The following is a 14,503-nucleotide window of genomic DNA, read 5'->3' on the forward strand; positions in this document are numbered from 1 at the left end:
ATGGACCCATCGCCATCATGAGGAGAATGGGTCGGCCGCGGACGGGATATGGCCTCGCCCAGCTGCCCTGAATGAGATTGATGAAGACATTCTGGGTCCATGTCGTTCTGCTGCTCTGTGCGCTTGTGGGCCTGGACGACGCCGGCGCGGCGCAGAGCTTGTCGCTCACTTGGCGCACCAGCGGCGGCGTCCTCATTGCGGAGCGGCAGGTCGCCCTGGCGGAGTTGGATGCCTTTCCGCGCTTCCAGATCGATACCGCCACGCCCTGGACGCTGGGCCGACAGGTCTTCGACGGGCCGAGCCTGCTGGATTTGTCGCGGCTTGTGCCGGGGGATGTCCGCGAGGCCCGGGTGGAGGCGCTCAACGACTATTCCGCCGCCATCCCGGCCGAGGACATGACATATGGCGGCCCGATCCTGGCCACCCGCCGCAATCAGCTTGCGATGCCGGTCCGCGACGAAGGACCATTCTGGATCATCTATCCCATAGACGCGGAGCCCAGGTATAATTCCGCGACCTTCCGCGAACGCATGGTCTGGCAGGTCAAATCCATTGAATTTATCGTTCCATAAACTGACAACGCGCGGCATGCACGTCGTTTCAGCCGTCATGGTGTTGACGACGATCGTGTTTTTTGTCGCGACGGTGATGGTTTACAATTCGACCGACAATCAGCGCTCGATGCTGGCCAAGAAGATCCATAATTCGGGCTGGATCGTCTATCAGGCGCAGCTTGAATTCCTCAAGGCGACGTCACGCCTGCGTCTGACCGCGGTCTCGCCCAGTCCCGGTGAGTTCGAAGCGCTGAAGCTACGCCTGGAATTGCTGCGCTCGCGCCTGCCGGTTCTCTACGAATCCGATGAATCCGATCTGTTACCGGGGCTGGCGGGCTACAAGCCGGAATTGCAGATTTTCGAGCAACGGCTCGACGGCATGATCGACGCTCTTGCCCATCCGAACCTGTTCGATGTCAGCGGCAACGAAGTCTTCCATGAATGGGATATCGAGCTGGAACCCCTGGGGCGGCTGTTGCAGCGCGTCCTGCTGTCCTCGGTCTCCTATAACGAGGCGACGGCGCAGATCGAGGCGCAGCTCGATGCCAACCCTGCCCGCATCCCGCTGCTGCTTCTCTTCGCCTCCGGCAGTATTCTGGTGCTCATCCTGCTGGCGATGGAGCGGCGCGTACAGATGCGCCTCGCGGAGGTGATGGCGGGGCAGGCCGCGTTGGAGTCCATGGAAGCAAGCCTGCTGGCGGTCATCCAGGCGACGCCAGCTTGCGTGATTGTGTTCGATCCCAAGAGCGAGCAGGTGCGGTTTGTCAATCCGGCGGCGCTGGCGGTCGTGGATGCGCCGCTCAACGATCCAGATTGGAAACGCTTGACCCGAACGGCGCGCGATATCGCGGTCGATACCAACGGCAACCCCTGGGGCGGGATCACCATGACATTTTCACGCCGGCAGGGCGATGTCGTCTCGCTGCGCGGCAATCTGTGCGAGGTGCTCTGGCACGGCATTCCGCAAGCACTTCTGGTGGTCGCCGATACCAGCCGCATCCGCCATGCCGAGCTTCAGGTGATGCAAGCGGCCAAGCTCGCGACCCTGGGCGAAATGGCCACAGCCATCGCCCACGAGCTGAACCAGCCGCTTGCCGTGATCAAGATGGCGGCCGCGAACGCCGCGCGCCTGGTGCAATCGGGCGCCGGCCAGGCGGTAGTTCAGGCGAAGCTCGAGCGCATCCAGGGACAGGTGGATCGCGCCAAGCGCATCACCGACCAGGTACGCCGCTACGCCCGCATGCCCACCGACCAATCCAGCAGTTTTTCCATCCGCGCCGCGCTGGAGCTGGCCGCGGGATTTGTGGCCGAGCAATATCGCGCCGCCGGCATTCATCTGCTGCTGCGGTTCAATGTGTCGCCGGATGTCATGGTCGTGGGCGAACAGACCATGTTCGAGCAATTGATCGTCAATCTCCTGGTGAACGCGCGCGATGCCTGCGAGAGCCGTCCGTCGGCGTCGCTGGGGCATCCGCCACGGGTCATCGTGCATTGCCGCGCCGAGGATGATCGCGTCCTCATCGAGGTGGACGACAATGCCGGCGGCATCGCGCCGGATATCCTGCCGCACCTGTTTGAAGCCTTCACCACCACCAAGCCCGCGGACAAGGGCACCGGCCTCGGTCTGTCCCTGTCGCGGACCGTGGTGCGCGACATGGGCGGCACCATCAGCGCGGCCAATCTCGCGGAAGGCGCGCGCTTCACGGTCGACCTGCCACGGCTTGTGGTGCCCGCGCCGGAAATGGCGGAATGAGCATTTACCGCACCCTGCTGATCTGCGACGACGAGCCCGAGCTCGCGGAGGAGATCAGCGAATTCTTCGCCGCGGGCGGATGGTCCGTGCGGACCTGCCATTCCGCGCCGGATGCACTCATGGTGCTTCTCGAAGGTTACCATCCGCTCTGCCTGATCACCGATCTTCGGGTCGGCGAGCACGATGGCGCCGAACTGGTGACGGCGGCGCGGCTGCTGCCAAAGGATTTGCAGCCACAGGTTGTTGTGATAATCACGGGGCATATCGTCAACGAAGCAGAGGCAGCTGATTTCGACGCCGACCTTCTGTATGTGAAGCCTCTCGATCCCGTCATGATGGTCGACCAGATAGAAGCCGTCCTCGCGCAAGCTGCAGGCTCTACCAGCTTGTAGAAGCGAGGTAGCAATGACAGCGCGGGCGCGATCCGTTTTCATTCTGGATGATGAAGAACCCCTGTGCGAGGACCTCTGCGAGCTGATTTCGGCCGCCGGCCATCGCGCGCGCTGGGGTACGGATCCGCGCATGCTCGACATGTCCGAACTTGCCGCGTTCGACGTTGTGCTGCTCGATCTGAGCCTGCCGGCCATGGACGGCATCGACATTATGAACCGCCTCGCCGCTTTCGCGAAGACGCCCCAGCTCATTTTCATCAGCGGGGTGGGCGAGGATGTGCTTCGCGTGGTGGCGCAGGTAGCGGGCGAGCAGAAGCTCAGCGTGCTCGGCGCGCTGACGAAACCCCTTGATCCTCAGCAATTGTTGCGCCTGCTGGACTATCCCGATTGCGGGGCGGAACAGCCCGCCGCGCCGCGCCAGGCGCAGAGCGCGATTCTGCCCGCCCTCAGGGCCAGCCTCACCAATGGCACCTTGCCGGTGAGTTTCCAGCCGAAGGTGGATGTTCAGACGCTCGCCTTCGCCGGTGCGGAAGCGCTGTTGACGGGCGTGTTGCCCGATGTGGGGCCGGTCAGCCCCCTGGACATCGTCGCGGCGGCCGCATCGGATCCTGCGGTGCTGGTGGATCTGACCCAATATGTGCTCGGGGTCGCCGCGCGCGGCTGCGCGCAATGGATCCAAGCCGGCTGGCAGGGCCCGATCAGCGTCAACCTGCCCCTGGACGTGGTGCTCCAGCCCGATTGCCTGCGCAAGCTGATCGAGACCGTGGAGGCTGCCCATATTTCGCCGGCCGACGTCATCTTTGAACTGACCGAGGATTCGCTATACGATTCCTGCGCTGAGTCCCTTTCGATGCTGGCGCGGCTGCGCATAGCGGGCTTCGGCCTCGCGCTCGACGACGTGGGGCGGCGCCAGAGCGGCCTGCTTCAGCTCTCCGCGCTTCCAGTCACGGAGATCAAAATCGATCTCCAGATCGTGCGCGACGCGCGAACCTGGACCAAGGCACGAAATATCTTCGCGTCGATCGCAGAATTAGGCCGGAAGCTGGGCATAAAGGTGGTTGCGGAAGGTGTTGAATTCCCCGAGGATCTTAACCTCGCGCGCACTTTCCCGATCGATTATGTTCAAGGTTACTTGATTTCGCCCAAGCGCCCCCTGCCAGAATTGTTGCACCTGCTAAGTGCACAAGCAGCGCGGGAGGCGGCCGGCGGCGAGCCGAAGACTGGGGCCTAGATTATGGAACAGGACATCGAAGCGGCAGCCCGGGTTCTCCTGGTCGATGACGATCCGGACGTGCTTGCGGAGCTGAGCGAGGGTCTGCTGGCGCTCGACATGCCGACACGGACCGCCGAGACCGCCGTGGAGGCGCTGGACCTGGTGGCCCGCCACAATGAGCTTCAAGTCATCGTCACCGATCTCCACATGCCGCGGATCGACGGTATTGAGCTGCTCCAAAAGCTGGCGGTGCGCCGCCGCGTGAAGCCGCTCGCGGCGATCGTCATCACCGGCCATGCCTCGCTCGATCGTGCCGTGGGCGCACTGCGCCTGCATGCGGTGGATTTCCTGCAAAAGCCCTTGTCGGCCGAAGAGGTGAAGCACGCGGTGGAACGCGCGCTCTCTCTGGTCGAGGACGAATCCAGTCTCTCGCCGCAGGCCCCGATCGTCATGCCTACCGCGCGGCCGAATTATCTCAAGGCGCTGGTCGCCGCGCGCGCGGACCGGGATGCGATCTTCCAGGCCGGTCTGTTCTCCGATCCGGCCTGGGACATGCTGCTCGATCTCGCGGTGGCGGAGGCCACGGGGCGGCCGATTTCCGTGACCAGCCTATGCATCGCCTCCGGCGTGCCCACCACCACCGCCTTGCGGCGCATCGAGGATTTGAAGGACGCCGGCCTGCTGGACCGGCTGCCAGATCCCGGCGATCGCCGCCGTGTCCTGGTGGAGCTTACCGACGTGGGCCGCGAACGCATGGAGGCCTTCGTCCAGCGGCAGGCGGGACGGCTCGGCCTGAAGATCGGCTGAAGCCGAAACCGCAGCCCCCATTTGCCAAGCCCGCGCCCTGGCGCGGGCTTTTGCGTTCTGCGCCGCGGCATCACATTCCCCGCGCTCCCGTTCGCGCCCGCGCCGCGATCGTCTCGCACTCCGGAGCCGCGCCGGATGCAAGCTTCACGCAAGCTTGCCGGTCTAGTGTCTGTTCCATGGAAGGTTGACTGCTTGAACGAGCAGAGCGCCAATCAAAATGAGATTGGCCCCAAAGGCATGATGCCGCCCTTCCATGCCGGTTGAAGTCCGGCATGTCCCCCCGAAATAACCCGATTCATCAAACCCAATCGAGGGACATCTCGCCATGACCAGCATGATCACCAACACCTCCGCAATGGTTGCTCTCCAGACCCTGCGGAGCATCAATACCTCGCTCGACACGACCAACAACCACGTCTCCACCGGCAAGCGCATCAATTCTGCTTCCGACGGCGCGGCCTATTGGTCCATCGCCACCACGCTGACCTCCGACAACGGCGCGCTCGGTGCGGTGAAGAACGCCATGAGCCTCGACAAGAACTCGGTCGATGCGGCGAGCGGCGGCGTCAATGCCATCATCTCCACCCTGGGCAGCATCAAGAACGACCTGACTGCGGCTCTGTCGCCGAACGTCGATCGCACCAAGCTGCAGACGGAAATCGCCTCTTTCATCAGCCAGATCAAGACCACCTCCGACAACTCGGTGATGAACGGCAGCAACTGGCTCTCCGTCGACACCAGCGCCTCCGGCTTCAACGGGACCAAGAACCTGCTGTCGTCCTTCTCGCGCACCGGGAGCAGCGTGACGGTGGGTTCCACCGCCATCGATACCGGCGCCTTCGCGATCTACAACGCAGCGACCGCAGCCACCTCGTCCGGCACCTCCTCCACCACCGACAAGGCGGTGACTGCGGTCGCGACGGCGGCCAACGTGGCGGGCGGCGCGACGGTGACCGTTGATACGGCGGCCGGCAGCCTCAAGGGCTTCATGGACACGAAGTACGTGATCGGCGGCACGGCCACGACCGGAACCCAGGCGATCAAGGATTTTGACGTCTCCGCGCTTGGCAACACCGACGCCGATCTCGCCAAGATCCAGGCCTATGTGAAGATCGTCGATGCGACGATGCAGCAGCTCCAGAATGGCGCCACCACGCTCGGCACCACTTCGACCCGGCTGACCTCGCAGCAGACCTTCGCGCAGAGCCTGATCGACCTGAACACCTCGTCCATCGGCTCGCTGGTCGATGCCAACATGGAAGAGGAATCCACCAAGCTGAAGGCGCTCCAGACCCAGCAGCAGCTGGCGGTGCAGTCCCTCAGCATCGCGAACAACTCCACGCAGAACGTGATGACGCTGTTCCGTTGATCGCATAAAAGCCGCCGCGCCGCTCGCCGGCGCGGCTGTTCTCTGCGCGGTTGTTTTTTTGCGCGGTACGCCGCGCATTTTGAAGCTCCTCTGCCGTCCTCGCCCGGACGGCCGACTTGGCCACGTTCCAGTCTCTGGAGCGTGGCCTTTGTGTTTGCAACGTCCAGGCAAGATTAAGTCCCGAGATTGCACCTCAGGCACATGCAGCGCCGAAGCCATCTGGCCGACGCGCGTGCCCGATCGACCTCCCCCGAAGGCTCCGTCCGCATCCCGCCGGGAGGCGGCCGCGGGGCTCCCAAGGATGCAATCGAGATGAGATCCCGCCGATGATCGGCCGCGAGCAATTGACAGCCCTGTGGAACAACCTGATGGCGCTTGGCGCCCGGCGCCTGATCGCGCTTGGCGTGATCGGCCTCACCGTGGTGGCGGTTGTGGGCCTCGGCGCCTTTTTCCTCAGCCAGCCGGAGCGCGAGACGCTCTATGCCAATCTCAACCGCGAGGATGTGAGCCGCATCGGCGGCGCCCTGAAGGATGCCGGCATTTCCTTCGATGTCAGCGCCGACGGCGCGGCGGTGCTGGTGGGGCATTCGGACACCGCCCGCGCGCGCATGCTGCTGGCGGTCAAGGGCCTGCCCCAAAGCAGCAATTCCGGCTACGAATTGTTCAACGACGTGCGCTCGTTCGGCCTCACCTCGTTCATGCAGGAAGTGACCCGCGTGCGCGCCCTGGAAGGCGAGCTGGCGCGCACCATCCAGACCATGAAGGGCATCAAGGCGGCGCGGGTGCACATCGTGCTGCCGGACCGGGGCTCGTTCCGCCGCGACCAGCAGACCGCGTCCGCCTCCGTGGTGATCCGCACCGAGAATTCAGACGACTCCTCCACCGCCCAGGCGATCCGCCGGCTCGTGGCCTCGGCGATCCCCGGCATGAAGGTCGACACCGTATCGGTGCTCAACACCGACGGTGCGGTGCTCGGCGCGAGCGATGGCGAAGGCGCGGCCTCGGGTCGCAAGACGCTGTTGCAGCAGCAGGTCAATCGCGAGACCGAGGAGAAGATCCGCCGCACGCTGATCCCGTATCTCGGCCTCGGCAATTTCGAGATTTCCGTCTCCTCGCGGCTCAACACCGACCAGATCACCACCCACGAAACCATCTATGACCCGGCCTCCAAATCCGAGCGCTCGATTCGCACCGTGAAGGAGAGCGGCCAGTCGCAGAACCGCACGAAGCAGCCGAACACCTCGGTGCAGCAAAACGTGCCGGCGGCCCAGACCACCAATGACGCCAGCGCCGATTCCAACGAGAACAACACCCACAAGGAAGAGATCACGAATTTCGAGATTTCCTCCCGCACGGTCCAGACCGTTCACGAAGGCTATTCGCTTCAGAACCTCTCCATCGCGGTGCTCCTGAACAAGGATCGCCTGACCGCCCCGGCCTCCCAAGGCGCGGATGCGGTGCCGGTGGAGCAGCAGCTTTACGAAATCGAGCAATTGGTCGGATCGGCGGCGGGCTTCGACAAGGAGCGCGGCGACAAGATGAAGGTCTCCGCCGTCTCCTTCGCCGATGGCGGCCACGCGCTCGATCCCATCCCGCCGCTGCCCTGGACCGAACTGCTGCTGCGCCAGGCCGGCACGCTGATCAATGCGCTGACGATCCTGATTGTCGCGGGCCTGCTGATCTGGTTCGGGCTGCGTCCGGCGGTCCGCGCCATCCTGGCCCGTCCCGAGATTGAGGCGGACGGCGAGGATGCGGCGGCCATCGAGGCGGCCATGCTGGCGCCCCCGAGCGTTCCCGCCGTCGCCGGCCCGCCGGGCTTGCCCGGAGAGGTGAAAGCGGAGGGCGAGGCGGATGCGATCGGCGCAACCACCGTCAATCTGATCGAGGATCTCACCAGCCGCATGAACCGCTCGCCGCAGAAGCGTTTGGAGCAGATCGTCGAATTCGATGAGGCCCAGGCGGCGGCGATCCTGCGGCAATGGTTGCACCAGGATGTGAAGGTCTGATCATGCACGCTTTGTCGCGCCACCTTCCCCATTTCGGTCCGGTGCGGGCCAATGCCGGCACGCCCCAGGCGCGCGCCGCGAGCGTGATCGAGACCATGACCCGTCCGCCCGCGCCGGGTGCCGGTCGGGCGGCGACGGCCGGTGGCGCGGACGCACCGGCGGCCGTGGCCTCGAAGGCTGCCGCTCCCGCGCCGGCGAGCGAAGCGCCGCGTCCTGATCCCACGCCCCGCATTACGGCGGAAGACCTGGAGCGGGCGGTTGCGTTGGCCCGTCGCGAGGCGAGCGCCGCCCTCGCTGCGGCGAACGAGGCTGCGGCCCAGACCCGGATCCAGGACCGGGCAGAATTCGACGCCCGCCTCGCCGATGCGCGCGTGGCCTGGGCCCGCGAGGAGGGCGATGTTCTGGCCCATCAAATCAACGAGGCGATCGGCGCGCTGGAGCATCGTATCAGCGACACCGTGGCCCATGTGCTGACGCCGTTCCTGGACACCGAAATCCGCGCCAAGGCGGTCACCGACCTGTGCGCCCTGGTGCGGACCCGCCTCGGCGGTGCGCCCGGCGCGGCGGTGCGGATCAGTGCTCCTGCGGATCTGCTCGAGGCCATGCGCGCCGGCTTGGGTGAGAGGCCGGGCCTTGCCTTCGCGCAGGAGGAGGGTCCCGAAATTCGCGTCGTCGCCGACGACACGCTCATGGAAACACAGCTTGCCGCCTGGTCCGAGCGCCTGCGCTCGATTCCGGCTTGAGGAAGCATCATGTCCGACAAGGCCGAGCACGGCGAAATCATCATCATCAAGCGCCACCACGAAGAGGAGCATGAATCCCATTCGAGCGCGTGGAAGGTGGCGCACGCCGATTTCATGACGGCGATGATGGCCTTCTTCCTCATCATGTGGCTCATCAATGCCACCGACAAGGACACGCGCAAGGCGATCGCCAATTATTTCAACCCGGTGGATCTCGCCTCCTCCATCACTGAGCTCAAGGGCCTGAACGATCCCGACGACACCCAGGCCAACGGAACGTCGGCGGACGGCGACAAACAGAATTCACTCAAAAACACCACAGGCGCCAAGTCCGGCGCGGGAGCTGACCGCCAGCAGGGCGACAAGGAGCGTAGCGCGTTCCAGGACCCCTATGCGGTGCTCAACAAGCTCGCTGGCGACGCCGATCCAAGCCCCGGCAACGTCACGGCCGATACCGCGATCGGCGATATCGGTTCGCCCGGCAGTGGCGCCGGCGACACGTCGCGCGATCCGTTCGACCCGGTCTATTGGCAGACCAATGCCGCCCGCAAGACGAAGACCGATACCCCCGGTGCGGTCAAATCCAATGTCGCGCCCGCCGGCGCGCGCCCTGACGCCACCGCGCCGCGCGCCGACGCGCAGCCGCTCCAGGACAAGGACACGGCCCAGGTCGCCGATGCGACACAATCCGCCGCCAAGGGGCAGGGCGCCGGCGCCGCGTCCAAGGCCGGCTCCGCCGCCGGTCCGGCGCAGAGCGGGCAATTCCAGAGCGGTCAGGCGCAGAGCGGACAAATCCAAAGTGGGCAGCAAATGTCCGGCCAAGGTCAGGCTACGCAGATCCAGCCGGGGCAGATCCAGGCCGCCCAGGCGCTTCAGGCGGAACTGGGCGCGGCGCTGAAAGCCGCCATGGGTCCGTCCCATGCGCCGAATCTGGATGTGAAGGCCACCAGGGAAGGCCTCGTCATCAACCTCACCGACGACATCGACTATTCCATGTTCGGCGTGGGCTCGGCGATCCCGGATCCCAAGCTGGTGCGGGCCATGGAGAAGGTGGCGAAGATCGTGGCTGCGCGCCCGGGAGATATCGTCCTGCGCGGCCACACGGACGGGCGCCCGTTCCGTTCTGACACCTATGACAATTGGCGTCTTTCCACCGCCCGCGCCCAGATGGCCTATTACATGCTCGTGCGCGGCGGGCTGGAGGAGGCACGGGTGCGCCGCATCGAGGGCGTGGCCGATCGCGATCTGAAGAACCGCACCGATCCTTATGCGGCCGGAAATCGCCGCATCGAAATCCTGCTGCGCGAGCCGGCGCAATGAGCGCGCGCGCACGCATTTTGCTCGCGGGGGCGAGCCTGCTGTGCCTGCTGTCGGCGCCTGCTGCCGCGCTCGACCCTTGGGCGGACACGCGCGCGCCTGGCGAGCAACCGGTCGCCGATTGGCCAAAAAAGCTGCCCGTTCAGGCTAAGCGCCCCGCTCCGCCCGTGGCGTCTCCGGCAAGCGAATCCACTGCACCCGTCACCGCACCCGCCGCCGCCCTCGGCGCTCCGCTTTCCTTGGCACCGCCCGCGCGCGCGGCTCTGCCGCCAACCCGCATCCCCCTGCCGCTCGCCGCTCCGGTGGAGATTCGCCGCGCCGAGGTCGTGACGGTAAGCGATCCAGCCGAGTCGCCTGCGGCCGCCCCAGTTGCGCCGAGCCCGCCGCCCGTCGCGCCGACGGCACCCGTCGCGCCGACGGCACCCGCTGCGGTGGCGACGCCGATGGATCGCGCGGCAGGTGAGGCGCTGGTGCGCGGGTTTCCCGCCGCAGCCTTGCCCTTGCTGCCGCCGCCGAGCGTTTCGAGCCCTTATGCTCCGCTCCCCGACCCCAAGCTGGCCACGCGCGCGCCCTTCGCAAGCCTTGCCGCCAGCGCCGATGCCATTGTCGAAGAAGCAAGCCGGCCCGACCGGGATGATCCGAGCCCGGCCGCGACTGCGCCTGAGCCGCCGGCCGCCAGTGCGCCGCTCGCACAAGCCTCTGCCGCCGCGGAGCCGGTGGCCACGGATCAGCCCCGTGATCTTCCCGGCGAACCGGTGCAGGCCCAGACGGTGCAGGCACCCCCAGGGCATGCCGAAACGGAACCCAACGGCGCGCAAGCCGATGTCCCCCCTGCCGAAGCGAGCCATGGCGAACCCGTTCCGGCCGACCCGGCTCACGTGGCGGCCGCCGAATCCCAGGGACAGACCGAAACTCATGCCAAGGCGCCCGCCGACGCGGCCGCCCACGGCCCGGCCGAGAAGGACGCTCATGGCCCAGCTGACGCGGCCGCCGACGGAGGCGACCCCAAGGCGGATGGCAAGGCACCACCTCCGCCGCCCGTAAAGGCCGTCGTCGTCACCCTGCCGCCGGTCATGGCGAACGGGATTTCGCCCATGGAGGCGGTTCGCGCCCTGCAACGCTTGCAGGACAAGGTGGCCGCAGGCTCCGTGGAAGCCGTGGATGGCCAGCGGCGCATGCTGGCGCAGATCGACAAGGATTTCAAAGCCGCGCCCCCGGCGGTGTGGCAGGATCCGCGCAACGCCCGCGCGCTGGTGATCCATGTGCTCAGTGGCGGCAATCCCGCCGTGCTGCGCGGCATTCTTGCCCAGGAGCCGCTTCCGGCCCTCGACGAGCGCCTGCTGCGTGGCGCGCTCGCTTATGTGGAAGGCCGCGAGGAGCAGGCGTTGCGCCTGTTCGGCGAGATCGACGCCCGCAGCCTGCCGAACGCGCTCGGCGCGCAGGTGGCGATTGCCCAGGCGGCGACCACGGTGCGCAAGGACCCGGCAAGGGCCGCTAAGCTGCTCGATCTGGCGCGCCTTCTCATGCCCGGTACCTTGGTCGAGGAAGCCGCGCTGCGCCGGCAGATCCTCGTCGCGAGCCAGAGCGGCGACACCGACCAGTTCGGCCGCCTCTCCCGGCAATATCTCGATCGCTTCTCCCATTCGGTCTATGCGGGCAATTTCCGCCAGCGCTTTGCCGCCGCGCTGACCCGCATGCCCTTCATCGACGCTGCGGATGGTTTCCAACGGCTCGATCGCTTGCTGCAACCATTGGACGAAGCCAGCCGGCGCGAAATATTTCTGCTGGTGGCGCGCAGCGCGGTCATCCAGGGCAAGGCCAAGACCACCATTACCGCCGCCGAACGCGTGCTCGCCACCGCCCCCCCGCTCAGCAGCGATGCCGAGCGCGCCCGCCTCTATAAGGCCGCCGCGCAGGCCGCGACCCATGACGGGTTTCAACAGGCCCAGATCGACCTCGCGGCGTTGGATCGCGGCCGGCTGACGCCGCCGGACGCGGCTTTGCTGGATGCCGCCCTTGTGGCCGCCGACCTGGTGCGCACCGCCCCGAACGTCGCGGACGCGGGCCTTGCGTCCGCGCCGAAAATCGCCGATGCCGCGCCGGCGCAGGTTGTCGCCGCGCCAATCGCTGCGCCGCCCTCCGCCATCGCGCCGCCAGCCGCGACGTCTCCGGCCGCAGGGCCTCAAACGAGGCTGCCTCAATCCCCGGCGCCGCAAGCCGTGGCGTCCCCGGCGGCGCGCCCTTCGTCGCCTGCCTCGCCGCCGCAAGCTGGCACCACACCCACCGGCGCGCCGCAGGCCCCAACCTCGCAAGCCGCTCCGGCGCAAGCCACCGCCCAGGCTGATCCCGCACCCTCCGCCATCGAGGAGCAGGCACGCGGCACATTGGCCAAGATCGACAAGCTTCTGAAGGAGGCTCCGCGATGACAGCGCTGGACTATTCCGTCGGCCCGGGCGCCGGGCGCGGTGATGTCGTCGCCGGCAAGGGGGCCGCGCGCGCCGGCGCAGCGCCGGGCAATCCCCCCGACGGCGCGGACAGCGTGGCAGGTCACGGCTTTGCGGCGGTATTCAAGCAGATCGCCTCGCCCGCTCCGGATGCCGGCGACACGGGCGCTGCGGGCCGCGACACGTCTCGCCCCGGCTCGGATGCGCATCAGGGGGAGGACAGCGCGATGCCCGCCCCGGACGAGACGGCAAATGACGGCCCGGCGCCGGCGGGCGACCGACAGGCCCGCCCTGGCCGCGTCGCTGCGACCCATGGGCCAGGCTCGCTGTCCCAATTGCTTCTGGCCCTGGGCCGCCCAGCTCGCGCGCCCACCGTCGCCGCGCCGGGGGATGGAGACACGGCGGACGACCTCGCCGCTGCCGCGGTTCAGGCTGCACGGGATGGGGCGAGGCTCCAGGATCCCGCGATGCTCCAAGAGCTTATACCGTTCCCGGACCCCGCGACCTTCCAGGACTCGGCGATGCTTCCTCCCTCCGCAACACCGCAGGATCCGTCCCAATCTCCCCCGGCCTCCCATGGGGAAGATGTAGTGGCGGCACGGGCGACATCCTCCGGGTTGGACGATCCCACGGCACCCGGCGGGCCGAATGCGCCGACGCGGGCGGAGCAGGATGCCGCCGGGGCCGCATTCGCCACGGCGCTCGGCCGGGCCGATGCGACAGCAAGCGCGATGCCGACACGCCAATCCGAGGCGGGCGCTGGGTTCACGGCCGCCCAAACCGCCGCCCCCCCCTTTCCCGACGCCTCGGGTGGGGAAGCGGTGCGGCCGATCCAGGTGTCCGTCCTCTCGCGGGAAACCCATTTCGCGCCGATCCGCAGCCTGACCGGCCAAGCCCTGCCGTTCGTGCAGGCGGGAACCCTGCCGACGGGCGCTGTCTCCGGCGCGCCTTCGGCGCCCCCCGTAACCGCCGGACAACCGCCGCCACCGGATCGCGCGGGCCTTGATGGACAGCCCATCGCCGCGCCGCATCCGATGGGTGGCGCACCCTTCGCGCCGATCGCGCCCGGCGCGGGCATCGCCGCCCGTGAGCGCTCCGCGATGGACACCGGCCGGCAGAGCCTCACTGCCCGCGCGGCGGATGCGCGTCACATCGCCGACGAGGGGGCAATCGCGCCGGCAGACCGCGTTCTGGATGCCCACGCCGCACGTATGGAGGAGCAGGAAGCCTCGGCGCAAGGCAGCTCTGCGGAGCCGTCGCCCGGGCCGCAGCCTGCCACTATGGCGCCCCTGCCGCTGCAGCCCGGCATGCGGATGCTCGCCGAAATGCCCACGGTGCGCCAAGTGGCCGAGGCGATTTCCAGCGAGATGTCGAGCCTCGGCGCTCCGGACAGTGCCGACACGGCTATGGGCTTGCGCGCCGGGCCGGTGCGGGTACTGGAGATCCAGCTTCACCCCGACGACCTCGGCACTGTGAATGTGCGCATGCGCCTGACCCCTCAGGGGCTTGAGGTGCGCTTGCGCGCCAGCAATCCCGACACCGCGCGGATGTTGGAGCAGGATCGCGCCGCCTTGGGTGAGATCCTGCGCTCCGCCGGCTACCAGCCCGGCGACATCCAGATCATCACCACCGACGGCAGCGGATTTACCGGCTTGACGGGGCATGAGCCCACGCCATTCGCGCCGGCGCGGCCCTCGGTTCCCGAAGAGCGCGGCAGTGAACGTCAGCCGGGCGGCGGCTCAGGTCGCCAGCCCTCAGATTCCTCCGATCAGAAAGGTGCACGACGCGATGAAGCGAGTGATCGCGACAGCTTTGGCCGGGGCGATTTCTCTCGCTAGTCCCGTATGCGCGCAAACATTCTCCACCGGCATTCCCGAGCCGATCGGCGCGCGGAAGAATGCCGCG

General features: G+C 67.2%; 11 protein-coding genes. All 11 read left to right on the forward strand.

Annotated elements, in window-relative coordinates:
• Window positions 1–80 precede the first annotated feature (80 nt).
• Window positions 81–572, forward strand: a complete 492-nt coding sequence (locus V5G24_RS08280; RefSeq protein WP_394084771.1) for a putative pterin-binding protein — start codon at window positions 81–83, stop codon at window positions 570–572.
• Between the two features lie 16 nt (window positions 573–588).
• Entirely contained in the window at window positions 589–2,307 is a 1,719-nt protein-coding gene (locus tag V5G24_RS08285) for a sensor histidine kinase (protein ID WP_394084772.1), read from the forward strand.
• Window positions 2,304–2,699, forward strand: coding sequence for a response regulator (locus tag V5G24_RS08290; protein ID WP_394084773.1), 396 nt, complete (start codon window positions 2,304–2,306; stop codon window positions 2,697–2,699). The genes V5G24_RS08285 and V5G24_RS08290 overlap by 4 nt, the downstream gene beginning before the upstream one ends.
• 13 nt (window positions 2,700–2,712) lie before the next feature.
• A complete protein-coding gene (locus V5G24_RS08295; protein ID WP_394084774.1) occupies window positions 2,713–3,930 on the forward strand; it encodes an EAL domain-containing response regulator in 1,218 nt (405 codons plus the stop codon).
• A 3-nt stretch (window positions 3,931–3,933) separates the two neighbouring features.
• Window positions 3,934–4,719, forward strand: coding sequence for a response regulator (locus V5G24_RS08300; protein WP_394084775.1), 786 nt, complete (start codon window positions 3,934–3,936; stop codon window positions 4,717–4,719).
• Window positions 4,720–5,044: 325 nt separating this feature from the next.
• Entirely contained in the window at window positions 5,045–6,088 is a 1,044-nt protein-coding gene (locus tag V5G24_RS08305; protein ID WP_394084776.1) for a flagellin N-terminal helical domain-containing protein, read from the forward strand.
• 326 nt (window positions 6,089–6,414) lie between these two features.
• Window positions 6,415–8,094, forward strand: a complete 1,680-nt coding sequence (fliF, locus tag V5G24_RS08310; RefSeq protein ID WP_394084777.1) for a flagellar basal-body MS-ring/collar protein FliF — start codon at window positions 6,415–6,417, stop codon at window positions 8,092–8,094.
• A gap of 2 nt (window positions 8,095–8,096) precedes the next feature.
• Window positions 8,097–8,837 (forward strand): hypothetical protein, encoded by a 741-nt coding sequence (locus V5G24_RS08315; RefSeq protein ID WP_394084778.1) that lies wholly within the window; start codon window positions 8,097–8,099, stop codon window positions 8,835–8,837.
• Between the two features lie 9 nt (window positions 8,838–8,846).
• The gene (locus V5G24_RS08320; protein WP_394084779.1) at window positions 8,847–10,157 is read left to right on the forward strand and encodes a MotB family protein; all 1,311 of its coding nucleotides are present in this window, start codon (window positions 8,847–8,849) and stop codon (window positions 10,155–10,157) included.
• Window positions 10,154–12,580 (forward strand): MotC family chemotaxis protein, encoded by a 2,427-nt coding sequence (locus V5G24_RS08325; RefSeq protein ID WP_394084780.1) that lies wholly within the window; start codon window positions 10,154–10,156, stop codon window positions 12,578–12,580. The genes V5G24_RS08320 and V5G24_RS08325 overlap by 4 nt, the downstream gene beginning before the upstream one ends.
• Complete coding sequence (locus V5G24_RS08330) at window positions 12,577–14,436, forward strand: flagellar hook-length control protein FliK (protein WP_394084781.1); 1,860 nt, start codon at window positions 12,577–12,579, stop codon at window positions 14,434–14,436. The genes V5G24_RS08325 and V5G24_RS08330 overlap by 4 nt, the downstream gene beginning before the upstream one ends.
• Window positions 14,437–14,503: the final 67 nt, after the last annotated feature.

The sequence above is a fragment of the Roseixanthobacter finlandensis genome, from assembly GCF_043195105.2.
Classification (GTDB): domain Bacteria; phylum Pseudomonadota; class Alphaproteobacteria; order Rhizobiales; family Xanthobacteraceae; genus NCEH01.

Excerpts from the sequence above, each read along its gene's own strand:
- V5G24_RS08280 (WP_394084771.1), top strand. The coding sequence starts at position 81 with ATGAAGACATTCTGGGTCCATGTCGTTCTGCTGCTCTGTGCGCTTGTG.
- V5G24_RS08285 (WP_394084772.1), top strand. The coding sequence starts at position 589 with ATGCACGTCGTTTCAGCCGTCATGGTGTTGACGACGATCGTGTTTTTT.
- V5G24_RS08290 (WP_394084773.1), top strand. The coding sequence starts at position 2,304 with ATGAGCATTTACCGCACCCTGCTGATCTGCGACGACGAGCCCGAGCTC.
- V5G24_RS08295 (WP_394084774.1), top strand. The coding sequence starts at position 2,713 with ATGACAGCGCGGGCGCGATCCGTTTTCATTCTGGATGATGAAGAACCC.
- V5G24_RS08300 (WP_394084775.1), top strand. The coding sequence starts at position 3,934 with ATGGAACAGGACATCGAAGCGGCAGCCCGGGTTCTCCTGGTCGATGAC.
- V5G24_RS08305 (WP_394084776.1), top strand. The coding sequence starts at position 5,045 with ATGACCAGCATGATCACCAACACCTCCGCAATGGTTGCTCTCCAGACC.
- fliF (WP_394084777.1), top strand. The coding sequence starts at position 6,415 with ATGATCGGCCGCGAGCAATTGACAGCCCTGTGGAACAACCTGATGGCG.
- V5G24_RS08315 (WP_394084778.1), top strand. The coding sequence starts at position 8,097 with ATGCACGCTTTGTCGCGCCACCTTCCCCATTTCGGTCCGGTGCGGGCC.
- V5G24_RS08320 (WP_394084779.1), top strand. The coding sequence starts at position 8,847 with ATGTCCGACAAGGCCGAGCACGGCGAAATCATCATCATCAAGCGCCAC.
- V5G24_RS08325 (WP_394084780.1), top strand. The coding sequence starts at position 10,154 with ATGAGCGCGCGCGCACGCATTTTGCTCGCGGGGGCGAGCCTGCTGTGC.
- V5G24_RS08330 (WP_394084781.1), top strand. The coding sequence starts at position 12,577 with ATGACAGCGCTGGACTATTCCGTCGGCCCGGGCGCCGGGCGCGGTGAT.